Genomic DNA, 21,274 nt, shown 5'->3' on the forward strand with positions numbered 1-21,274 from the left:
AGTTGACTCAAGAATCAATCGGCCGTTGACGCGGTGCATTGCCCGCCGTTAGAAGCGCCTCACTCGGTTCACAGAGGGTGAGGCACACATGGCAAGCGAGAAGCGCAGCGGCCACCGGCGGGTGGCCATCGTTCGCGGACTGCGGACGCCGTTCGCGAAGGCGGGCACCGTCTTCGCGAACCTGACGGCGCTGGACCTGGGCCGGATGGTGGTCCAGGAGCTGGTGCAGCGCAGCGACCTGGACCCGAACGAAATCAACCAGGTCGTCTTCGGACAGGTCATCCCCACGCTGACCGCGCCCTCCATCGCGCGTGAAGTCGTGCTGGCGGCGGGCCTGCCCAAGCGCATCGACGCCTTCACCGTGGCGCGTGCCTGCGCCACGTCCATCCAGTCCATGGTGGCGGGCGCCAACGCCATCGCGCTGGGTGACGCGGACATCGTCATCGCGGGCGGCACCGAGTCCCTCTCCGACGCGCCCATCTTCACCAGCCGTCCCCTGGCGCACGCGCTGGCCGCGTCGTCCAAGGGCAAGAGCCTCCCGGACAAGCTCAAGCCCTTCCAGAAGCTCAAGGCCAAGGACCTCATCCCCGTGCCCCCCGCCATCGCCGAGTACTCCACCGGCGAGACCATGGGCGAGAGCGCGGAGAAGATGGCCAAGGAGAACGGCATCTCCCGCGAGGAGCAGGACCTCATCGCGTTCAACTCGCACCAGAACGCGGCGAAGGCGTGGAAGGAAGGCCGCTTCGACAACGAGGTGATGCACGTCCTCGTGCCGCCCAGGTACGAGCAGTCCGCCACGAAGGACAACATCGTGCGCGAGGACACCAGCCTGGAGGCCCTCTCCAAGCTCAAGCCGGTGTTCGACCGCCGCTATGGCAGCGTCACCGCCGGCAACGCGTCCCCGCTGACGGACGGCGCTGCGGCGCTCCTGCTCATGAGCGAGGAGAAGGCGAAGGCGCTGGGCTACGAGCCGCTGGGCTTCCTGCGCGCGCACGCGTTCGCGGCCACGGACCCCGGGGACCAGCTGCTCCAGGGCCCGGCGTACGCGGCGCCCGTGGCGCTCAAGCGCGCGGGGATGAAGCTGTCGGACATCGACCTGGTGGAGATGCACGAGGCCTTCGCCGCGCAGGTGGCGAGCAACCTCCAGGCGCTCGCGTCCAAGGAGTTCGCGAAGAAGGCGGGCTTCAACGCGCCGGTCGGTGAGGTGGACCGCTCCATCCTGAACGTGACGGGCGGCTCCATCTCCCTGGGGCACCCGTTCGGTGCCACCGGGGCGCGCATCGTCACGCAGGCCCTGAACGAGCTGAAGCGTCGGAACAAGAACACGGTGATGTGCACCGTCTGCGCCGCGGGCGGGCTGGGCGCCGCGGTCATCCTGGAGCGTGCGTGATGGCGACCAAGCAAGAGGCAGTCGAAGCGAAGCAGGGCTTGAGCTACGACGTCACGAACGGCGTCGCGGTCATCACCGTGGACCAGCCGGGCGCGCCGGTGAACACGCTGTCCCCGGAAGTGGGCACCGCGTTCACCACGCTGCTCCAGCAGGCGGAGCGGGACCCGGAGGTGAAGGCCGTCGTCTTCATCTCCGGCAAGAAGGACAACTTCGTCGCTGGCGCGAACATCGACTTCCTCCAGACCCTGAAGACGCCGGCGGAAGTGGAGGCCATCAGCCGCGGCGCGCACGAGCAGTTCGACCGGCTGGAGTCCTTCTCCAAGCCGGTGGTCGCGGCCATCCACGGCGCGTGCCTGGGCGGCGGGCTGGAGTGGGTGCTCGCGTGCCACTACCGCATCGTCACGGACAGCCCCAAGTCGGTGGTGGGCCTGCCGGAGACGCAGCTGGGCCTCATCCCCGGCGCCGGCGGCACGCAGCGTCTGCCCGCGCTGATTGGCGCGCAGGCGGCGCTGGACCTCATCCTCACCGGCAAGAACGTCAAGCCGTCCAAGGCGAAGAAGCTGGGCATCGTGGACGAAGTGGTGCCCGTGCCCATGCTGAAGGACCTCGCGCTCAAGCGCGCGGCGGAGCTGGCGGCGGGCACGCTCAAGGTGGAGCGCGCGCACCAGGGCTTCAAGGCCGTGGCCCAGAGCGGCAAGAAGAAGGGCCTCGCCGGCCTCTTCCAGGGGCTCATCAGCAAGGACCTGTGGGCGGAGGCCGCGCTGGAGGACAACCCCCTTGGCCGCAAGGTGCTGTTCGACCAGGCGAAGAAGGCGCTCCTGAAGAAGACGCGCGGCAAGTACCCCGCGCAGGAGAAGGCGCTGCAGGTCATCCGCGTGGGCCTGGAGTCCGGCCGCAAGGCGGGCCTGGAGGCGGAAGCCAAGGCGTTCGGCGAGCTGGTGTTCACGGACGTGTCGAAGCGGCTCGTTGAAATCTTCTTCGCGACGACGGCGCTGAAGAAGGAGAACGGCACCGCCAACGCCAGCGTGAAGCCGCGCGAGGTGAAGAAGGTGGGCGTGCTGGGCGGCGGCCTCATGGGCGGCGGCATCGCCTACGTGGCCGGCGTGCTCCAGGGCGTGCCCGTGCGTGTGAAGGACCGGGACGACGCGGGCGCGGGCCGCGCGCTCAAGCAGGTGCAGACCGTGCTGGACGAGCGCGTGAAGCGCCGCTCGCTCACCCATCGCGAGGCGAACGCGAAGCTGTCCAACATCACCGCGGGCACGGACTACAGCGGCTTCAAGTCGGTGGACCTCATCATCGAGGCCGTCTTCGAGGACCTGAAGCTCAAGCACCAGGTCATCGCGGAGGTGGAGGCCGTCACCGGCGAGAACACCATCTTCGCGTCCAACACCTCCAGCCTGCCCATCGGCGAGCTGGCGAAGGGCAGCAAGCGCCCCTCGCAGGTGATTGGGATGCATTACTTCAGCCCGGTCCACAAGATGCCGCTGCTGGAGATCATCACGCACCCGGGCACCGCGGAGTGGGTGACGGCGACCTGCGTGGACGTGGGCAAGAAGCAGGGCAAGACGGTCATCGTCGTCAACGACGGGCCGGGCTTCTACACGTCGCGCATCCTCGCGCCGTACATGAACGAAGCGGCGTACCTGCTGGCCGAGGGTGCGGACATCGTCCAACTGGACAAGGCGCTGGTGGACTTCGGCTTTCCGGTGGGGCCCATCACGCTCCTGGACGAGGTGGGCATCGACGTGGCCCAGAAGGTGGGCCCCATCATGGAGGCCGCGTTCGGCAAGCGCATGGCGGCGCCCAAGGCGCTGGAGGGCGTGGTGTCCGACGGCCGCCTGGGCCGCAAGACGAACAAGGGCTTCTACCTGTACGAGAACGGGAAGAAGAAGGAGGTGGACCCGCAGGTCTACCTGCTCCTGCCGCACGGCAAGGACCGCAAGTCCCTGGACGCCTCGGAGATGGCGGAGCGCGTGGCGCTGCAGATGGTGAACGAGGCCATCCGCTGCCTGGGCGAGGGCATCCTGCGCAGCCCCCGCGACGGCGACGTGGGCGCCATCTTCGGCCTGGGCTTCCCGCCGTTCCTGGGCGGCCCGTTCCGGTACGCGGACGCCCTGGGGCCGGCCAACCTGCTGCGCAAGCTGGAGCACTACCAGGACAAGTACGGCGAGCGCTTCACGCCCGCGCCGCTGCTGGTGGAGAAGGTGCGCGCCGGCAAGGGCTTCCACGAGGCCTGAAGCCCGCCTGACGCACCGGGGCGGGGGAGGGGACGGCTCACGGTCCTCTCCCCGTTTCCGGGCCTGACTTGACGCGGGGGGCGGTTCTGGACCAAGGGCATGGCCCGAATGGTCCGTTCCGCTCCTCGGGTTGTCCTGACCGCCGGGCTCGCCGCCCTGGTGGTGTGCACCGCGCTGGTGACGGTGTCCGCGCTCGCGTTCCCGCAGGGCTACAGCCCCGCGAGGTTGACGTGGCCGGGCGCCCCCGTCCTCCTGGGCTGGGCGCACTTCGACGCCGGCTGGTACGCGCGCATCGCGACGGAGGGTTACAGCTACACGCCCGGCCAGCAGAGCCCGGTGGCGTTCTTCCCGCTGTACCCGCTGGTGCTGCGCGGCCTGGGCCTGCTGCACCTGGACACGTTCATCGCGGGCATGCTCGTCACCATGCTGTGCGGCCTGGGCGCGCTGTACGTCTTCACGCTGTGGGCGCGCACGCGAGCGGATGAAGAGGCGGCGCGGAACGCGGGGCTCCTGCTGGCGTTCTACCCGTTCGCGTTCTTCCTCTACGGGGCGATGTACTCGGACGCGCTGTTCCTCTTGCTCATCATCGGCGCGTTCCTGCTGCTGGAGCGGGGGCAGCTGGGGTGGGCGGTGCTGCTCGCGGCGGTGGCCACGGCGGCGCGGCCGGTGGCGCCCGCGCTGGTGGTGGGGCTGCTGGCGCGGCGGCTGGAGTGGAAGCACGAGCGCGGCCAGAAGTGGAGCCTGATGGACCTGCTGCCGGTGTTCGCGGCGGCGGGCTTCGTGCTGTACGTGCTCTACCAGTGGAAGGCGTTCGGTGAACCGTTCGCGTTCGTGAAGGTGCAGTCCGCGCCGGGCTGGGACCAGAAGCCGGGCTGGCGCACGTGGGCGAAGCTGCGGTGGTTCCAGGGCTTCAGCCGGGAGATGTCGCTGTCGGACGGCCTGCGGCTCGTCGGGCACGCGGCCGTCACGGTGGGGGCGCTGGCGCTGGTGTGGCCCACGGCGAAGCGGCTGGGGTGGGGCTACGGCGTGTACACACTGGCCATCGTGGGACTGCCCGCCATGTCCAGCAAGGACTTCATGGGCATGGGGCGCTACCTCCTGGCCGCCTTCCCGCTGTTCCTCACGCTGGCACTGCTTCTGAGGGAGAAGCCGCGTTTGAGGTGGGGCGTGCTCGCCAGCTTCGCCTGCGTGATGCTGGCGTTGACGGTCGCGTACGGCGCGGCGGAGTACGTGTCATGAGCGAGCGACGGATGCATGCGCTGACGCGCGAGGCGAACCCGGTGGTCCCGACCGTGGAGGCCACGTCATGAGCGGGCTCATGGACCAGGCGCTGAAGCTCTACGCGCACCTGCCCGCGAGCGAGCGCTTCCACGTGCACGCGCGAGCATCGTCGGCCCCACTGCTCGCGGTGGCGTCGCGCATGCCTTCCGGAACAGTGGCGGACATCGGCTGTGGGCACGGCTTGCTGTCCGCGGTGATGGCGCTCGCGGTGCCGGAGCGCCGGGTGCTCGGCGTGGACCTGGATGAGCGCAAGGTGCACTGGGCAAGGCAGGCCCTGTCCGGGTTGCCCAACGTGACGCTCGACGTGGGCTCGGTGGAGCAGCTCGCGAAGACGCAGCCGCACACGCTCGACGCGGTGGTGGTCTGCGACGTGCTGTACCTGCTGCCGGAGGCGAAGTGGCCCGGCTTCCTCCAGTCCGTGCGCGGTCTGCTCAAGCCCGGAGGCCGCTTCCTGTTGAAGGAGGTGGAGGGCGACCGCTCCTGGAAGCACGCCAAGGCGCTCGCACAGGAGTGGGTGATGGTGTCCCTCCTGGGGCGCACCAAGGCCAGCGGCGGAATGGTCCTCAAGCCGCGAGTGGACGGCGTGCGGCTGCTCCGGGACGCGGGCTTCGAGGTGCGTGAGGTGGTCGGCCTGGGCGAGGGCTATACGACGCCGCACCTGCTTTACGACGCCGAAGCCCGCTGACGGCGCTCGCGTTTCCAAACCTGTCCGACAGTCGGACAGGTTCCGCGGCACTGGGTCGCCGGGCAGGGCAGCCAGCCGTGGTCGTCCCAACTGGTCCGACAGTCGGACCAGTTCGTGAGCTGCGCCGCCGCCGGGGAGGTCCAACTGGGCTCTCACCTTCTCATCTGAGAGCACAGCCTGGGTCGACCGGGCCCTGCCGAGCAGCCGTCAGCCCAGCTCGCCGTAGTTCGCGAGCGCGATGCCCCGCTCCACGAGCTTCGCCTTCACGCGGGGGCTCGTCAGCGCCGCCAGCTCCGCGTCCCAGCCATACCTCCACGCCGGGTCCTCCGGCACATGCGGCGCGCCCTCACCGGGATGGCACCCCAGCTCGAAGTCCCCCGCTGGCAGCGCATCCAGCACCCCCAGCAGCGCCGCCTCATCCAGCCGGCCCGCCTCGAACACCCCGCCCGCACTGACCCGCCGCACGCCCTGCCGAGCCCGGGGCGCCGTGCGCGCCAGCACCGCCAGCACCGTCGTCTTCAACGCGGGCCCGGGAGCCCGGAGCCACGACGCGCGAGGCAGCGCATCCGGCCACCGCAGGGGCAGGCCCTCGCGCGCGGCGATCCCCTCCACCACCGACCGCACCCCCGGCAACAGGTGCAGGTGCTGGTGCCCGTCCAGGTGGTCCACCTTCGCGCCCAGCTCCCGCGCGCGGGACAGCTGCGCGGACAGCTCCCGCTCCAGCTCCTCGCGCCGCACCCGCCCCGTCAGCCACGCCTTCGCGAAGTCCGCCCAGCTGCCCCGAAGCCGCCCCTCCGGCGCCACCGTCCGCACGGCTTCCGCGGGGGCCGCGCACGCAAGCCGCGTGGACAGCGCCAGGTGCACGCCCACCGCCAGCCCCTGCGCCTTCGCCTTGCCCACGGCCTCCGCCGCGGAGGGCCCCATGGCCAGCAGCGTCGCGCTGGTCACGATGCCCTCGCGGTGCGCCCTGAGGATGCCCGCGTCCAGCGACGGGTGCAGGCCCAGGTCGTCCGCGTTGACGATGAGGCGCGTGCGCGACGCCATGAGAAGCCCTACCCGCGCCCCGCATGGCCCGGCACCGAGCGCAGCTGCTGCACCGACGGCGGCAGGCGCACCGGCTTCGAGGGCGGCGGCGGCGAGCGCGTCTCCGGGTACAGGTTCACCAGCTCCTTCACCATCTTCAGGATGACCGACGGCGAAGCCAGCGTGGAGATGCCGCGCGTGCGCGGGAAGTAGTCCACGCCCATCTGGAACACGCGGAAGCCCTTGCGGATGGCCTTCACCACCAGCTCCGCGTCGATGAACGAGCCCTGGCTCTTGAGCTCCATCGACTCCAGCACCCGGCGGTGCATCAGCTTGAAGCTGAAGTTCACGTCCTTGATCTGGATGTCGAACAGCGCCCGGATGAGCAGGTTGTAGACGAACGAGTACACGATGCGCTTGGGGCCCTCGCTCGTGCGGTCGAACCGGAAGGCGCAGATCATGTCCGCCTCCAGGTAGTCCATCAGGTGCAGCGCCCGCTCCAGCTCCCGCATGTCCCACGGCAGGTCGATGTCCGAGTACAGCACCAGGTCCTTCGTGCTCGCCGCCAGCCCCGTGCGCATCGCCCCGCCCAGCTTCAGGTTCACCGGGTGTGTGATGACCCGGAGCTGGGGCACCTTCGCGGCCAGCGCGTCACAGACCTCCTGGGTCCGGTCCGTGGAGGCGTCATTGACGACGATGATTTCGAAGTCGTCGGTGAGCTTCGGCAGGACTTCCAGGGCGCGGCTCACGGCGCGCTCCACGTAGTCCTCTTCGTTCCAGGCAGGGAAGAAGAGGCTGATGCTCGGGTACTTGGCCACGGTCGTCATGTCGCGCGCGTTCCGTCCAGAAGGAAACGGGCGCTCGCTACCAGAGGGGCAACGCGCTGGCAAACGTCATGGCCCTTCTCGTGACAAACCCGTATAGTACCGCGTAATCATCATTTTACGGGGACACGGTGAAAGCCCAGCCCTACACGCTTCTGGTCGTGGACGATTCGCAGGCGTTGCTGCCCCACCTGGTGCGCACGCTGGGCCCGGAGGACTTCGCCCTCCGGGTGGCGCGCTCCGGACAGGAGGCGCTGGGGCTGACCCAGGAGGTAGACGGCGTCCTGCTCTGCTCGGGCGGCCCCGACGAGGCGCAGGCCCGGGGGCTGCTGGAGGCCCTCACCCCACCGCCACCGGCGGCCCGACCCGCCGTGGTGGTCCTGGCCCCCGCGGAGGACCGGGCCCTGCGCCTCGCCGCCCTGCGCAGGGGGGCTGAGGTGATTCTGACCCCCTGGGACGACGAAGAGCTGCGCTTGAGGCTCTACCGGAGCCTCGAAGCGCACTCCCGGTTGAAGTCGCTTCACTCCCAGGTGGAGGAGTTGCGGCGCCTGGCGGTGACGGACGGGCTCACCCAGGTCCACAACCACCGCTACTTCCAGGAGCGGCTCCGGGAGGAGTTCCGCCGCTCTCAGCGCTACGACGAGAGCCTGTCGCTCATCCTGGTGGACCTGGACCACTTCAAGAACGTCAACGACGCCCACGGCCACGGCGCCGGGGACCGCGTCCTGCGGGAGGTGGCCGCCTCCCTCCAGCACAGCGTCCGGGAGACGGACCTCGTGGCCCGCTACGGCGGGGAGGAGTTCGCCATCCTCCTGCCCTGCACCCACCTGCCCGGCGCCCTCACCGTGGCGGAGCGGATCCGCAAGGGAATCAACGAGTTGCACGCGGGTCCGGAGGGCGCCCTGCGCGTCACCGCCTCCCTGGGCATCTCCAGCTTCCCCCACCGCGCCATCCTCACGCCGGAGCAGCTGCTGCTCACCGCGGACGAGGCCCTCTACCGCGCCAAGCGCGAGGGCCGGGACCGCATCTGTCTCCACCCCCCCGCACCCCTGTTTTCCACGCCGCCTTCACGCGCAGGCTGACCCAGGGGTCAAAAACCCGGGGTCCTGTTTGACCCTGTTGGGGGCGGTGGGTCTACAATGACCTTGCCCCTTTTTGTCATGTCTCTGAAAAAGGGCGTGATTGCCGGGGTTTATCCAAATCTCGGGTTTGGCAAGGCCATTGCAAATGTCGGACTCCGGAAAGTCCATGGGAACCCTGGGAGCTCAAGCGCAGGCGCAGGACCCGGTCGCCCGAGGGCGGCTGCTGCTCGTGGACGACGAGGAGAACATCCTCAAGTCCATCCGGCGGGTGCTGCGCCGCGGTGAGTGGGACATCGAGACGGCGACGGACGCGGAAGCCGGCCTGCGCACGCTGGAGCGCTTCCACCCGGAGGTCGTCATCTCCGACTTCCGCATGCCGGGGATGAACGGGGTGGAGTTCCTCACCCAGGTGAAGCTCCAGGAGCCGCGCGCCCAGCGCATCATGCTGACGGGGCAGGCGGATCAGCAGGCCATCGAAGAGGCCATCAACCGCTCCGAAATCTTCCGCTTCATCTCCAAGCCCTGGAACGACAGCCACCTGGTGCTCACGGTGAAGAGCGCCTTCGAGCAGTACGCGCTCCACACGGAGAACGACCGGCTCTACCGCGTCACCCAGGAGCAGAACGCGGAGCTCAAGCAGCTCAACGCGGAGCTGGAGGAGCGCGTCGCCCTGCGCACGCGCCTGCTGTCCACGGCGAAGCGCGAGTGGGAGCTGTCCTTCGACTGCATGGAGACGCCGCTCGCGGTGGTGCGCGCGCGGGACTTCGCGGTGCGCCGGGCCAACGTCGCCTACGCGCAGGTGGCCCGCCGCTCCATCGAAGAGGTGCCTTCGGACGTCCCGTGCCACCAGTACCTCTTCGGCCGGGACACGCCGTGCCAGGGCTGCCCGCTGCCCTCCGCCATGGAGACGGGCAAGGGCGCTCGCGGCGAGGTGCAGCAGGGCGGGCGCAGCTACGTGGTGGCCGCGTATCCGTTCGCCGGCGACGACCGCGCGGTGTGCACCTACCGCGACGTCACCGAGGAGCAGGCCATGACGCGCCGGCTCATCGAGACGGAGAAGATGGCCGCGGTGGGCCAGCTCGCGGGCGGCGTGGCGCACGAAATCAACAACCCGCTGGGTGGCATCCTCGCCTTCGCGCAGCTGATGTCCCGCGACGCGGGCCGCAGCGAGGGCGACCTGGAGTCGCTGAAGCTGATTGAAGAGAGCGCGCTGCGCTGCAAGCGCATCGTGGAGAGCCTGCTGAAGTTCAGCCGGCACAGCCGCGTGGAGGACCGCCGCCTCTTTGATTTGTCCAAGTGCGTGGAGGACGCCGCGGTGCTCTTCCGCGCGCAGCTCAAGTCCATGCCCAAGGTGGAGCTGAAGCTGGGCCTCAAGGACGGGCTGCCCAAGGTGTACGGGGATCCCGGCACGCTCGCGCAGGTGGTGCTCAACCTGCTGCAGAACGGCCTCCAGGCGCTGCCCAGGGCGGAAGGGCGCCTGTCGCTGGAGACCGGCCGCGAGGGCGACCGGACCTTCTTCGCGGTGACGGACACCGGGACGGGCATTGAAGAGCGGCACCTGCCGCGCATCTTCGAGCCGTCGTTCACCACCAAGCCGCCCGGCGAGGGCACCGGCCTGGGTTTGTCCATCGCCTATCGCATCGTCCAGGACCACGGGGGCACCTTCCAGGTGGACACCCACGTGGGCCAGGGCTCCCGCTTCACCGTCTTCCTGCCCATTCCCCTGCAGCTCGAGAGGTTGCCGTGAACCAAGTCAAGCGCGCCAAGGTCCTCGTCGTCGATGACGACTCCGTCGTCCTCAAGGCCGTCACCCAGATCCTCCAGCGGGAAGGCCACCCGGTGGTGGCCATCGACGACGCGGTGGAGGGGCTCGCGGCGGCGAAGGACCCGTCCATCGACGTGGTGGTGCTCGACATCAAGATGCCGCACCTGTCCGGCATGGACCTCTTGCGCGCCATCAAGGCGGACCGCCCGGACGTGGAGGTCATCATGATGACGGCCTTCGCCACCGTGGAGACGGCGGTGGAGGCGGTGAAGGCGGGCGCGTACGACTACCTCACCAAGCCCTTCGAGAACATCGACGAGGTGAGCCTCACGGTGGCCAAGGCCGCCGAGCGCAAGGCGCTGAAGGACCGCACCCGCGCGCTGGAGGAGGCGCTCACCGCGCGCAGCCAGTTCGAGGACCTCATCGGTCAGTCCTCGCAGATGCGCGCCGTGTTCAAGCTGGTGGAGACCGTCAGCCACTCCACCGCCACGGTGCTCATCCAGGGTGAGAGCGGCACGGGCAAGGAGCTGGTCGCTCGCGCCATCCACTACCGCAGCGCCCGCCGCGACAAGCCGTTCGTCGCCGTCAACTGTTCGGCGCTGACGGAGACGCTGCTGGAGAGCGAGCTCTTCGGCCACGTGAAGGGCAGCTTCACCGGCGCCACCGGCAACAAGAAGGGCCTCTTCGAGGCGGCCGACGGCGGCACCATCTTCCTGGACGAGATTGGCGACGTGCCCCCGGCCACCCAGGTGCGCCTGCTGCGCGTCCTCCAGGAGGGTGAAGTGAAGCGCGTGGGCGCCAACGAGCCCGTGAAGGTGGACGTGCGCGTCATCGCCGCCACGCACGTGGACCTGTCCCGCGCGAAGGAGCAGGGCAAGTTCCGCGAGGACCTCTTCTATCGCCTCAACGTCATCACCATCGACCTGCCGCCCCTGCGCGACCGCCCGGAGGACGTGCCGCTGCTCGCGCACCACTTCCTCAAGGTCTACACCGGCAAGGCGGACAAGAAGGTCACCGGCATCAGCCCGCGCGCCATGGAGGCTCTCACCTGCAACCGGTGGACGGGCAACGTGCGCGAGCTGGAGAACGTCATCGAGCGCGCGGTGGTGCTGACGGCCAACGACGCCATCGACGTGGAGGACCTGCCGCCCGGCTTCCAGGCGGCGCCCCAGGCCGACTCGGCGGTGGAGGTGTTCAGCCTGGCGCACCTGCCGTACGCCCAGGCCAAGCGCCTGGCCATGCGCGCCTTCGAGCGTCGCTATCTCTCCGCGCTGCTGGAGAAGAACAACCACAACGTGTCCAGCGCGGCGCGCGCGGCCGGCGTGGACCGCTCCAACTTCCGCCGCCTGCTCAAGCAGTACGAGGTGGCCGGCCGCAGCATGAAGCCGCGCTCGCCCAAGGGGCCGGACTCGGACAGCGGGCCGGGCCCCGTCCTCGAAGCGGTGTCCTGAAAACGCCGTGTCCTGACGGGGCCCTTCGGGGAGTGACGACGCTTCAGCCGTCCTCCCCGGGCTCCCGCTCGCCGCGCCGCGCGGCGAGCTGCTGCTGGATGGATTCATATCGCTCGGACAGCTCCGCCTCGAAGCCGTTGCGCGTCGGGGTGTAGAAGCAGCGCGAGCGCAGGGCCTCCGGCAGGTAGTCCTCCGGGACGTAGTTGCCCTCGAAGTTGTGCGGGTACTTGTACCCGCCGCCGTAGCCCAGCGACTTCATCAGCTTCGTGGGCGCGTTGCGCAGGTGCATGGGCACCGGCAGCGCGCCCTCCTTCGTCACGGCCTCGCGCACGGCCGCGTACGCGGCGATGACGGCGTTCGACTTGGGCGCGAGCGCCAGGTACGTCACGGCCTGGGTGAGGGGCAGGGTACCCTCCGGCAGGCCCATGAGCTGGAAGGCCCTGAGCGCGTCCACCGCCACGCCCAGCGCTCTCGGGTCCGCGTTGCCCACGTCCTCCGACGCGAAGATGACCATGCGGCGGAAGATGAAGACGGGGTCCTCGCCCGCCTCCAGCATGCGCGTCATCCAGTACAGCGCGGCGTCCACGTCGCTGCCGCGCATGGATTTGATGAACGCGCTGACGACGTTGTAGTGCTCCTCGCCGCCCTTGTCGTAGAGCAGCATCTTCTGCTGGAGCGCTTCTTGCGCCACCTTGCGGTCCACCGCCTTGCCGCCGTACGCCGCCGCGGCCTCCAGCGCGGTGAGGGCCTTGCGCGCGTCGCCGCCGGCCGCGTCCGCGATGAACTCCAGCGCCGCGTCGTCCACCGTCACCTTGCCGCCCAGGCCCCGTGGATCCGCCACCGCGTGGCGCATGACGGCGATGAGCTCCTCCTGCTCCAGCCCGCGCAGCGTGACGACGCGGCAGCGCGACAGGAGCGCGGCGTTCACCTCGAAGGAGGGGTTCTCCGTGGTGGCGCCAATCAGCGTGACGGTGCCCTTCTCCACGTGGGGCAGCAGCGCGTCCTGCTGTGACTTGTTGAAGCGGTGGATTTCGTCGATGAACAGGAGCGTGCGCTGGCGGTTCAGCTTCCAGCGGTCCTGCGCGCGGGCCACCGTCTCACGGATGTCCTTCACGCCCGCGAGCACCGCGGACATGGTCTCGAAGGCGGCGCCCGTGGAGCGCGCGACGAGCTGGGCGAGCGTCGTCTTGCCGGTGCCGGGCGGACCCCAGAGGATGAGGCTGGGCACCTGGTCGCTCTCCAGGGCGCGGCGCAGGAAGCGGCCCTCGCCGGTGAGGTGCTCCTGGCCCAGGTACTCGCTGAGCGAGGTGGGGCGCATGCGCTCGGCGAGCGGCGCCAGGGTGGCCTGTTCCTTCTGGCTGGCGTGGTCGAAGAGGTCCATGGGGCCTTCAAACCTAGCGTCCCGGCCGCCCGGTGGCGCCCCCTTGTGATGTCAGGGGCTGGGCAGGTGCGTCATTTTCCTGGGGAGGACGGTTGGCCGGCTGGACTAGAACCCGGGGGGCGTGCAGACCCTGGTCATCGTCGCGAAGCGAGACACCCCGCGGGCCGTGGTCCTGGCTGCGGAAATCCAACAGCGCCACCCGACCCTGACGGTGCTGGCGGACCGCGCCCTGGCGCATGCGCTGAACTGGCCGCGCATCGAGGACCGGGAGCTGGCGGCCCGCGCGGACGCGGTGGTGGTGCTGGGCGGTGACGGCACGCTCATCTACGCGGCGCGCCTTTTGGGCGGACGCAACGTGCCCATCATCGGCGTCAACCTGGGCAGCCTGGGCTTCATGACCGAAATCTCCGTGGAGGAGCTCTTCAGCCGGCTGGACGACGTGCTGGCGGGGAACTTCCACGTGGACTCGCGGATGAAGCTGTCGTGCCGGCTGCTGCGCGGGGGCAAGGTCCTCATCGAGGATGAGATCCTCAACGACGTGGTCATCAACAAGGGCGCGCTCGCGCGCATCGCGGACCACGAGACGTCCATCGACGGGGTGCCCATCACCACGTACAAGGCGGACGGCGTCATCCTGGCCACGCCCACTGGCTCCACGGCGTACTCGCTGTCCGCGGGCGGGCCCATCGTGCACCCGTCGGTGGACTGCACCATCCTGTCGCCCATCTGCTCGCACGCGCTGACCCAGCGGTCCATCGTGGTGCCGGCGGACCGCACCATCCGCGTCACGCTGAAGAGCGAGACGGCGGACACGTACCTCACGCTGGATGGGCAGACGGGGCACTCGCTCCAGGGCGGGGACTGCATTGAAGTGGTGCGCTCGCCCAACCGCGTGGGCCTGGTGCGCAACCCGCACGTGGCCTTCTTCACCATCCTCCGGCAGAAGCTCCACTGGGGCGAGCGCTGAGCCTCCGGGCCCGGGGGTGGGGCTCCCCTCCGGTGCGAGGGGTGCGGTAGCGTCCGGCCCGTGACGACGGGTGGGCACACGACGCGTTTTGGCAAGTACGAGCTGCTGGAGCGCCTGGGGGCCGGCGGCATGGCCGTCGTGCACCGCGCGCGCTTCACGGTGGCGGAGGGCGTGTCCCGGTCCGTGGTGATCAAACGCGTGAGGGACCCCTACGCGCAGGACCCCGCCTTCGTGCGGATGTTCCTCAACGAAGCGCGCATCTCCATGGGGCTGTCGCACGGCAACATCGTCCAGGTCTTCGACTTCGGGCAGGAGGAGGGGGAGTACTTCCTCGCCATGGAGTGGGTGGACGGGCAGCCCCTGTCCAAGGTGCTCAAGCGCTCGAAGCTGAAGGGGATGGCCCACCTGCCGGCGCCGCTGGCGGTGCAGCTGATGGTGGAGGTCTGCAAGGGCCTGCACCACGCGCACACGCGCCGCGACGAGCAGGGCCGCCCGCTGGGGCTGGTGCACCGCGACGTGTCGCCGGACAACGTCCTGGTGAGCTACGAGGCCGAGGTGAAGCTCACCGACTTCGGCATCGCGAAGGCGCAGCTGGCCGGGCGGCCGGAGACGGATGCCGGCGTGGTGCGCGGCAAGTACCTCTACCTGTCCCCGGAGCAGACGCGGGCGGAGGCGCTGGACGCGCGCTCGGACGTGTACACGGCGGGCGTGGTCCTCTACGAGCTGCTCACCGGCCGCAGGCCCACGGAAGGGGACCCGGGCTCGGTGATGGAGCGCATCGCCACGGGCGACCTGACGCCCACGCAGGCGTACGTGCCGGACCTGGATCCGTCCCTGGGCGCGCTGGTGTCGCGGGCGCTGGCGCTCCGGCGGGATGATCGCTTCACGAGCGCGGAGGACTTCCAACGCGCGCTGGCGGAGTGGCTGGCGTACCGCGCGCCGCTGTTCCCCGCGTCCACGCTGCGCCACCTGATGGCCTGGCTGTTCGAGGAGGAGCTGAAGCTCGCGGGCCAGCCGCCCCGCATCCCGGCGTCCTTCCTGCGCCAGGTGACGGTGTGGACGGGGGAGGGGAGCCCGGTCGGAGCGGACGAGCCGGAGCGGGCCTCCTCGGTGCACCGCGCGCACGCGACGGCGTTCCCGGAGGAGCACGTGCCCGGGGCGCTGGTGGGGGGCAGCCCCGCGGCGGACATGGGCGCGGGGGTGCCGGGCTGGGTCTGGGCGGCCGTCATCGCGGCGGCGGTCCTCTTCTTCGTGGGGCGGGCGGTGATGCCCGACGTGTCGGAGCCCCGCTCGCGCAGGCTCCAGGTGGTGTCCGTGCCTCCGGGCGCGGAGGTGCGCTGGGACGGCAAGCAGGTCGGGATGACGCCGACGGCGCTGAACGTCGCCTCGGGAGAGGACTCGCACACGCTGGAGCTGCGGTTCGTCGGGTACCAGCCCTGGTCGACCACCGTGTCGCAGGCGGCCGTGCCGGAGCGCGTGCAGGTGACGCTGGAGCGGCTGCCGCCCCCGCCCCCTCCGCCGGAGCCGGTGGTGGAGGCCCGGGTGAAGGACCCCGTGGCGGAAGCGCCAGTCCGGAAGCGGCCCCCGGTGAACGCCCGGGGCGAATCGCGCGAGGCCTGGGATTGGATGTCGCAGTCCAGCGAGGCGGGGGTGGCGTACACGCAGGGCATGGAGCTGCTCGGGGCGGGCAGTGCGCTTTCGGCGGGGGAGAAGTTCTGGAAGTGCCTGGAGCTGAAGGAGACCGCCGCGGAGTGCCACCTGGGCCTGGGCCGCGTGGGCGTGCTGACGGACCGGGACGCCATGGCCCGCGAGGGCTACCAGCGCTACCTGGAGCTGCGGCCGCGAGGCCTCGCCGCCGCCGAGGCGCGCAAGTACCTTCACGCGAAGACGGCCCGGTAGTAGTCCCGCGAACGGCGATGTTCCTCCTCCTGTCGAAGCTGTTGGATCTGCTGCTGTCGCCGCTCACCTGGGCGCTGCTCCTGGGCGTGGGAGGCGTGGTGCTGCGCCGGTGGAAGCGCCTGTCGGTGGCGTCGCAGCTGGCGGCGCTGGGCGTGCTGTACGGCTTCTCCATCGAGCCCACGGTGGCGCTGCTGACGCGGGCGACGGAGGCGGACGCGGTGAGCACGTACCGGCCGGACACCGTCTACGACGCGGTCATCCTGCTGGGGGGAGGGCTGGACGCGGCGGCCACGGAGCGCTCGGGGCAGCCGGAGTACAACGCCGCGCCGGAGCGGATGATGCGCACCTTCGAGCTCCTGCATGACGGCCGGGCGCGGCAGGTGCTGATCACCGCCGGCAACCTGGACGCGAGGCCGGAGGCGGTGGTGGAGGCGGACGTGCTGGCCGCGCAGCTGGAGCACTGGGGCATCTCTCCCGAGCGCATCGTGAAGGAGGGCCGCAGCCGCAACACCCGGGAGAACGCGCTGCAATCAGCACCGCTGGTGCGGGCCCACGGCTGGAAGTCGCTGCTCCTGGTGACGAGCGCCGCGCACCTGCCCCGCGCGGCCGGCTGCTTCGCGGCGGTGGGCGTGCGCGCGGACACGCTCGCGGTGGACCTCCGCTCCTCGACGCTGCCGCCCGCGAAGATGAGCTGGCTGCCGCGGTCGGGGGCGCTCAACCAGAGCACGGACATGCTGCGCGAACTGGCGGGGCGGCTCGTGTACCGGCTGCGGGGCTGGACCGCGCCCTGGCGGTAGGGGCCTCGGGCCTCATGCGGCGCGAACCTGTCCGACAGTAGGACCGGCGGGGCCCTCGCGCTACTTCATCGACGGCGGCGCGTGCAGGCCGCCCGGGGGCGCGCCGACGAGCGCGATGCGGCCCTGGGGCTTCGCGCGCGGCGCGGGCTTGCCGGTGCGGAACGCGGTGCCGAGCGCTTCCCACGGCGACACCTCCAGGCCCCTGGGCACGGCGGGCAGGTCCTTGAACATGGAGTAGCCGTCGTTGCCCTGCGCCACGAAGCTCAACGTGGCCAGCCGGTACACCGCCGCGTCGTCCAGCGGCTTGCCCTTCACCTCCACCTTCGTCACCCGCGCGCCCGGCGCCCTGCGCAGGTCGTAGGTGAAGCGCAGGCCGGACACCTGTGGGAAGCGGCCGGGCGGCTTGCCGTCCACGCTGCTCAGGCTGACGCCGTTCTCCAGCGCCTCGCGCAGCACCGCCCCCTTCACCATCAGCACCACCAGCTCGTTGCGGTAGGGCATGAGCGAGTACAGCTCCCGCCGCGTCATCTTCCCGGCGGGCAGCACCCGGTCCGCGCGGATGGCGCCCCCGTTGACGAGCGCCACGTCCGCGCCCGTCGCCTCGCGGAATGCGTCCGCCAGGAACGAGCCCAGGTTCGTTTCCGCCAGCCGGTTCTGCGCGCTGCGCGCATCCAGCGCCACCGGCGAGCGGCCCACGCGCTCCGCCAGCGTGGCCAGCAGCGGCGCATAGGCCTTCATCTGCTCGTTGAACGCCGCGTCGTCCGGCGTCTTCGACGTGATGGGGATGACCTTCCACGCCAGCTTCTTCACCGCGCCCGTCTTCGCGTCCAGGTCCAGCGTGAGGCGGCCCAGGTCGATGGCGTCCTCGTCCAGCTTGAAGATGGGCGTGCCCGCGACGGTCTCCTCCACGCGGTCGTGGTCGTGCCCGCCGATGATGAGGTCCACGCGCACGCACTTCGCCAGCTCGCGGTCCTGCGCCACCGCCAGGTGCGTGAGCCCCATCACGAACTGCGCGCCCGCGGCCCGCAGCTCCTCCACGGAGCGCTTCGCCGCCTCGCAGAACGGCGTGATGCGCGTGTCCTTGCCCGGCTTGGACGACGTCTGCGTCTCCGGCAGCACCACGCCGAAGATGCCCACCTTCACGCCACCCACGTCGCGCACGTCCCACGCCTTGAGCCCGTCGAACACCTGCCCGGACTTCACGCTCATCACGTTGGCGCCCAGCCACGGGAAGCGCGACTGCTGGAGGCGCGCGCGCAGCACGTCGTCCCCGAAGTCGAACTCGTGGTTGCCCACCGTGGCGTAGTCCAGCCCGAGCGCGTTCCACGCGTCGATCATCTGCTTGCCCTTGAGCGCCTCGCCCGCCACCTCCGCGGAGGACTCCACGGACGGCGAGAGGGTGTCGCCCGCCAGCAGCGTGAGGACGTGCGGCGACTCCTTCAGCGCCTGCTGCTTGAGCGTCGCCACGCGCGACAGGCCGCCCCGGTTCTGGGCGGTGGGCTGGAATTGATAGACGTCGTTGAGGTGGAGGATCGTGAGGCGGACGGTGTCAGCGGGAGGCGCCGGCTCGGTGGTCCCGGCGGCCCCGGCGGAACGGGTGGCCAGCACCAGCGCGAGCGGCAGCAGCACCGCCCAGGTGCTCACGGTCTTCTTCGTCATCGGACAGTCGTTCTCTTGCGGGGGCACGGGGGAGCGCCAATCCCTCTCGGCGTAGCGCACTCGGCGCATGAAGGCGAGCGGGGCCGGACATGGCGCAACGCGCAAGCCCCAGGCCCCTCTTCCCGGGGGACGAGGGGCATCCGGCCAGCCGCGCGCTCCTCCCTCAGACGGTGTAGCGCCGGCCCTGCGCCAGCGGCTCAATCACGCTGCCACTCGCGTCGAACAGGTCCGGGTAGTGGATGAGGCGCATCTTCGCGCGGGTGGCCTCCGGCAGCGCCGCCAGCTTCTCGTAGGGCGTGTGCACGCCGTAGTTCGTCTCGTGGATGACCAGGTCCGCCTCCGACAGCCAGGAGATGAGCCCCTCGTCGAACGCGGTGTCCGCGCTGTAGCCCAGGCACCGGCCCCCGGCGCGGATGCGGAACGCGGTGGTGGGCACGTGGTGGTAGGTGAAGCGGCACTCGATTTCGAAGGGGCCGTGCTTCACCGCGCGCTCCAGGTGCAGCGGCGTGTGCGTGAAGTAGTCCTCGAAGTGCTTGTCGTTGGGCCCCGCGCCGTGCTGCTCGATGAGGCACTCCATGCCCGCCGCGAGGTGGCCCTCCCAGAGGCGGCGCGTGACGCTCGGGTGCGCGAGCAGCTCCATCTTCCGCTGCAGCACGAAGAAGGAGAAGTACGCCAGGCTCTCCAGGCCGGAGGCGTGGTCCGCGTGCAGGTGCGTGAGGGCCACGGCGCTGACGCGCTCCACGTCCAGGTGCACGCCGGAGGACTCGGACGCCTCGCGCATCATCTTGCGGATGGGGTGCGGGCAGTCGATAAGCAGCACCTGCCCTTCCGCCTCCACCGCGAGGCACGACGAGTAGTGCAGCGCGGAGAAGGCATCACCGACGCCGAGGGGGATGAACGACAGGCTCATGGATGGCTCCGGAGGGAAGGGGACAGCCGCTCGCGCAGCTTCGCGGCGACGGCGGGAGGGCAGTACGCGGACACGTCCTCGCCGCGCGTCAGGCGCTCCTTGAGGGCGCTGCTGGACACCTCCGCCAGGTGCGCCTCCGCGGGGAGGAAGAGGGTGGACAGCTCCGGCGCGAGCGCGCGGTTCATCTGCGCCAGCTCCGTCTCGAACTGCGCATCGGTGGCGCCGCGCACGCCGCGCAGCAGGACGCTGGCGCCAATCTCCCGCGCCAGCTCCACGATGAGCCCTTCGGTGAAGGTGACGGAGACGTTGGGGTGCCGGGCCACGGCCTCGCGGATGAGAGACATGCGCTCCTCGGCGGTGAGCAGCGTGGACTTCTTCGGGTTGACCGCCACCACCACCACGACGTGGCTGAAGAGGCGCGCCGCCTGGCGCACCACGGACAGGTGTCCCGCCGTGACGGGGTCGAAGCTGCCTGCGTAGATGGCAATGGTCATCACGACACCTCTCGGTCCGAGGGAGAAAGAGTCGCCGCGTCCAGCAGGCCCGCCGCCATGCGCTTCACCGTGCCCGCCGCGGAGCCCGGGGGCACGAGGCCGGGGGCGCTCGCGGAGAGCACGAAGTAGCCCTGGATGGCGGCGAACAGGCCCGCGGCCAGGGGGCGCGCGCGGCGCTTGCCCACCGCCGCCGCGACCAGCGCCTCCAGGTGCTCCAGGTCCGCGCGCACCACCTCTTCGTAGGCGACGCGGACCTCCGGCTGCCGGATGGCCTCCGCGCTGATGGTGACCCAGCCCGCCACCGCCGCCACGTCCGCGTCCGGCCCGGTGGCCAGGAACGCGTCCACGAACGCCTCCACCCGCCCGCGCGCGTCGTCCGCCGCGAGCTTCGACGCCCGGGTGGCGAAGCGCTGCCGGGCGCGCGAGGCCAGCGAGCGCACCAGGGTCAGGAGGATCTCCTGCTTGTCCTCGAAGTGGTAGTGCACCAGCCCCGCGCTCAGGCCCGCCGCCCGGGCAATCTCGGCCACGGACGCGCCTTCATAGCCGCGCTCGGCCATGGCCTTGAGCAGCCCGGCGACGATCTGCTCCCGGCGCGCTTCGGTGTTGGAGGGTCGTGGCATGGCGTGGGTTTGTTTCTAGGTTGTGTGACCAACTTATAAACAGGGCCAGCGCGGACGTCAACCGGACGTGGGGCCGGAGGCGCCGCGTTGAGGCTCGGAGACTAGAAGGTGAGGAGGGACGTCACCTTGTCCGGCCCCAGCCGCTTCGCGCCCTCGAGGAAGTCGAGCGTGATGAGGAAGGCGTAACCGACAATCTGCCCGCCCAGCCGGGTGACGAGCCTTCCTGTGGCGTCGGCGGTGCCGCCAGTGGCGAGCACGTCATCCACCACGAGGATGCGCTCGTCCTTGAGGATGGCGTCCTCGTGCATCTCCACGCCGTCCGCGCCGTACTCCAGCGAGTAGCGCTCCACGATGCGCTTGTGGGGGAGCTTGCCGGGCTTGCGCGCCGGGACGAAGCCCGCCTCCAGCGCCAGCGCGATGGGGGCGCCCAGCAGGAAGCCGCGCGACTCCACGCCCACCACCTTGGTGATGTGCTGGCCCCGGAAGGGGGCGGACATGGCGTTGACCACCCGGCCGAAGAGGCGGGGGTCGGCCAGCATGGGGGTGATGTCCTTGAAGACGATGCCGGGCTTGGGGAAGTCCGGGACGTCGCGCAGGACGGCCTGGAGGTCGGAGACGAGCGTGGGGTCGAGGGACATGGGGGAGGCTCCGAAGGGGGACAGCGGCGTTCAGCCCGGTGGACGACACCTGGGGGGACCTGGGACCCAAGCGTACCCGGCCCGGGTGACAGCCAGCCTGGTGAGCCCCCGGACGGAGGGCCCCGGGGCCAACGGCCGGAAAACGGGCGGACTGGGACGGGACCGGGACAT

18 protein-coding genes are annotated in these 21,274 nt (G+C 70.5%); 10 read left to right on the forward strand and 8 right to left on the reverse strand.

Translation table 11 applies throughout. The features are described from left to right. The first annotated feature begins 88 nt into the window (after positions 1-88). The 4 genes from fadI to AABA78_RS19480 all read left to right on the forward strand — a co-directional run bounded on the left by fadI (position 89) and on the right by AABA78_RS19480 (position 5,593). Positions 89-1,390 (forward strand): acetyl-CoA C-acyltransferase FadI, encoded by a 1,302-nt coding sequence (gene fadI, locus AABA78_RS19465; RefSeq protein WP_338264587.1) that lies wholly within the window; start codon positions 89-91, stop codon positions 1,388-1,390. Beyond that, entirely contained in the window at positions 1,390-3,627 is a 2,238-nt protein-coding gene (gene fadJ / locus AABA78_RS19470; protein ID WP_338264589.1) for a fatty acid oxidation complex subunit alpha FadJ, read from the forward strand. Before fadI ends, fadJ begins: the two co-directional genes overlap by 1 nt. Positions 3,628-3,726: 99 nt before the next feature. Next, on the forward strand, positions 3,727-4,866 hold the full coding sequence (locus AABA78_RS19475; RefSeq protein WP_370469473.1) for a mannosyltransferase family protein: 1,140 nt from the start codon (positions 3,727-3,729) through the stop codon (positions 4,864-4,866). A gap of 67 nt (positions 4,867-4,933) precedes the next feature. Further along, positions 4,934-5,593: a class I SAM-dependent methyltransferase gene (locus tag AABA78_RS19480; RefSeq protein ID WP_338264591.1), complete on the forward strand. Its 660-nt coding sequence runs from the start codon at positions 4,934-4,936 to the stop codon at positions 5,591-5,593. Positions 5,594-5,800: 207 nt separating this feature from the next. Here the strand turns inward: AABA78_RS19480 and AABA78_RS19485 are convergent, their stop codons facing one another. Together AABA78_RS19485 and AABA78_RS19490 are read right to left on the reverse strand one after the other, a co-directional pair. After that, complete coding sequence (locus AABA78_RS19485; protein ID WP_338264593.1) at positions 5,801-6,637, reverse strand: ChbG/HpnK family deacetylase; 837 nt, start codon at positions 6,635-6,637, stop codon at positions 5,801-5,803. A gap of 8 nt (positions 6,638-6,645) precedes the next feature. Next, positions 6,646-7,434, reverse strand: a complete 789-nt coding sequence (locus AABA78_RS19490; RefSeq protein ID WP_171420844.1) for a glycosyltransferase — start codon at positions 7,432-7,434, stop codon at positions 6,646-6,648. A 137-nt stretch (positions 7,435-7,571) separates the two neighbouring features. Between AABA78_RS19490 and AABA78_RS19495 the strand changes: the two genes are divergently transcribed. From AABA78_RS19495 to AABA78_RS19505, 3 genes are all read left to right on the forward strand, one after another. Continuing rightward, complete coding sequence (locus AABA78_RS19495; RefSeq protein WP_338264594.1) at positions 7,572-8,522, forward strand: diguanylate cyclase; 951 nt, start codon at positions 7,572-7,574, stop codon at positions 8,520-8,522. 166 nt (positions 8,523-8,688) lie between these two features. Further along, a complete protein-coding gene (locus tag AABA78_RS19500; RefSeq protein WP_338264596.1) occupies positions 8,689-10,269 on the forward strand; it encodes an ATP-binding protein in 1,581 nt (526 codons plus the stop codon). Further along, a complete protein-coding gene (locus tag AABA78_RS19505) occupies positions 10,266-11,738 on the forward strand; it encodes a sigma-54-dependent transcriptional regulator (protein WP_120579725.1) in 1,473 nt (490 codons plus the stop codon). Before AABA78_RS19500 ends, AABA78_RS19505 begins: the two co-directional genes overlap by 4 nt. Positions 11,739-11,781: 43 nt before the next feature. Here AABA78_RS19505 and AABA78_RS19510 read toward each other — a convergent pair whose 3' ends face one another. Continuing rightward, complete coding sequence (locus AABA78_RS19510) at positions 11,782-13,119, reverse strand: replication-associated recombination protein A (protein ID WP_338264600.1); 1,338 nt, start codon at positions 13,117-13,119, stop codon at positions 11,782-11,784. A gap of 121 nt (positions 13,120-13,240) precedes the next feature. Here AABA78_RS19510 and AABA78_RS19515 point away from each other — a divergent pair, with 121 nt between their 5' ends. From AABA78_RS19515 to AABA78_RS19525, 3 genes are read left to right on the forward strand one after another with little or no spacing between them, the layout of a single operon-like run. Beyond that, positions 13,241-14,086: an NAD(+)/NADH kinase gene (locus tag AABA78_RS19515; RefSeq protein WP_338264601.1), complete on the forward strand. Its 846-nt coding sequence runs from the start codon at positions 13,241-13,243 to the stop codon at positions 14,084-14,086. 60 nt (positions 14,087-14,146) lie between these two features. Continuing rightward, positions 14,147-15,985 carry a serine/threonine-protein kinase gene (locus AABA78_RS19520; RefSeq protein ID WP_338264603.1) on the forward strand — a complete coding sequence of 613 codons (1,839 nt, stop codon included), beginning with the start codon at positions 14,147-14,149 and terminating at the stop codon, positions 15,983-15,985. Between the two features lie 17 nt (positions 15,986-16,002). Next, positions 16,003-16,782 carry a YdcF family protein gene (locus AABA78_RS19525; RefSeq protein ID WP_338264605.1) on the forward strand — a complete coding sequence of 260 codons (780 nt, stop codon included), beginning with the start codon at positions 16,003-16,005 and terminating at the stop codon, positions 16,780-16,782. Positions 16,783-16,842: 60 nt separating this feature from the next. On the opposite strand, the gene AABA78_RS19530 is transcribed toward AABA78_RS19525, so the two are convergent. The 5 genes from AABA78_RS19530 to AABA78_RS19550 form a co-directional block, all read right to left on the reverse strand. Continuing rightward, positions 16,843-18,441, reverse strand: a complete 1,599-nt coding sequence (locus AABA78_RS19530; RefSeq protein WP_338264607.1) for a bifunctional metallophosphatase/5'-nucleotidase — start codon at positions 18,439-18,441, stop codon at positions 16,843-16,845. 163 nt (positions 18,442-18,604) lie between these two features. Then, on the reverse strand, positions 18,605-19,351 hold the full coding sequence (locus AABA78_RS19535) for an MBL fold metallo-hydrolase (protein ID WP_338264608.1): 747 nt from the start codon (positions 19,349-19,351) through the stop codon (positions 18,605-18,607). Continuing rightward, entirely contained in the window at positions 19,348-19,845 is a 498-nt protein-coding gene (gene coaD, locus AABA78_RS19540; RefSeq protein WP_338264610.1) for a pantetheine-phosphate adenylyltransferase, read from the reverse strand. The genes AABA78_RS19535 and coaD overlap by 4 nt, the downstream gene beginning before the upstream one ends. Then, entirely contained in the window at positions 19,845-20,465 is a 621-nt protein-coding gene (locus tag AABA78_RS19545; RefSeq protein ID WP_338264612.1) for a TetR/AcrR family transcriptional regulator, read from the reverse strand. Before AABA78_RS19545 ends, coaD begins: the two co-directional genes overlap by 1 nt. Before the next feature lie 101 nt (positions 20,466-20,566). Then, positions 20,567-21,103, reverse strand: coding sequence for an adenine phosphoribosyltransferase (locus AABA78_RS19550; RefSeq protein WP_338264614.1), 537 nt, complete (start codon positions 21,101-21,103; stop codon positions 20,567-20,569). Positions 21,104-21,274 lie beyond the last annotated feature (171 nt).

It is taken from the genome of Corallococcus caeni (assembly GCF_036245865.1).
Taxonomy (GTDB): Bacteria; Myxococcota; Myxococcia; order Myxococcales; family Myxococcaceae; genus Corallococcus; species Corallococcus caeni.

Coding starts and splice junctions, on each gene's coding strand:
- fadI (WP_338264587.1), top strand. CDS start 89: ATGGCAAGCGAGAAGCGCAGCGGCCACCGGCGGGTGGCCATCGTTCGC.
- fadJ (WP_338264589.1), top strand. CDS start 1,390: ATGGCGACCAAGCAAGAGGCAGTCGAAGCGAAGCAGGGCTTGAGCTAC.
- AABA78_RS19475 (WP_370469473.1), top strand. CDS start 3,727: ATGGCCCGAATGGTCCGTTCCGCTCCTCGGGTTGTCCTGACCGCCGGG.
- AABA78_RS19480 (WP_338264591.1), top strand. CDS start 4,934: ATGAGCGGGCTCATGGACCAGGCGCTGAAGCTCTACGCGCACCTGCCC.
- AABA78_RS19485 (WP_338264593.1), bottom strand. CDS start 6,637: ATGGCGTCGCGCACGCGCCTCATCGTCAACGCGGACGACCTGGGCCTG.
- AABA78_RS19500 (WP_338264596.1), top strand. CDS start 8,689: ATGGGAACCCTGGGAGCTCAAGCGCAGGCGCAGGACCCGGTCGCCCGA.
- AABA78_RS19510 (WP_338264600.1), bottom strand. CDS start 13,119: ATGGACCTCTTCGACCACGCCAGCCAGAAGGAACAGGCCACCCTGGCG.
- AABA78_RS19525 (WP_338264605.1), top strand. CDS start 16,003: ATGTTCCTCCTCCTGTCGAAGCTGTTGGATCTGCTGCTGTCGCCGCTC.
- AABA78_RS19530 (WP_338264607.1), bottom strand. CDS start 18,441: ATGACGAAGAAGACCGTGAGCACCTGGGCGGTGCTGCTGCCGCTCGCG.
- AABA78_RS19535 (WP_338264608.1), bottom strand. CDS start 19,351: ATGAGCCTGTCGTTCATCCCCCTCGGCGTCGGTGATGCCTTCTCCGCG.
- coaD (WP_338264610.1), bottom strand. CDS start 19,845: ATGACCATTGCCATCTACGCAGGCAGCTTCGACCCCGTCACGGCGGGA.
- AABA78_RS19545 (WP_338264612.1), bottom strand. CDS start 20,465: ATGCCACGACCCTCCAACACCGAAGCGCGCCGGGAGCAGATCGTCGCC.
- AABA78_RS19550 (WP_338264614.1), bottom strand. CDS start 21,103: ATGTCCCTCGACCCCACGCTCGTCTCCGACCTCCAGGCCGTCCTGCGC.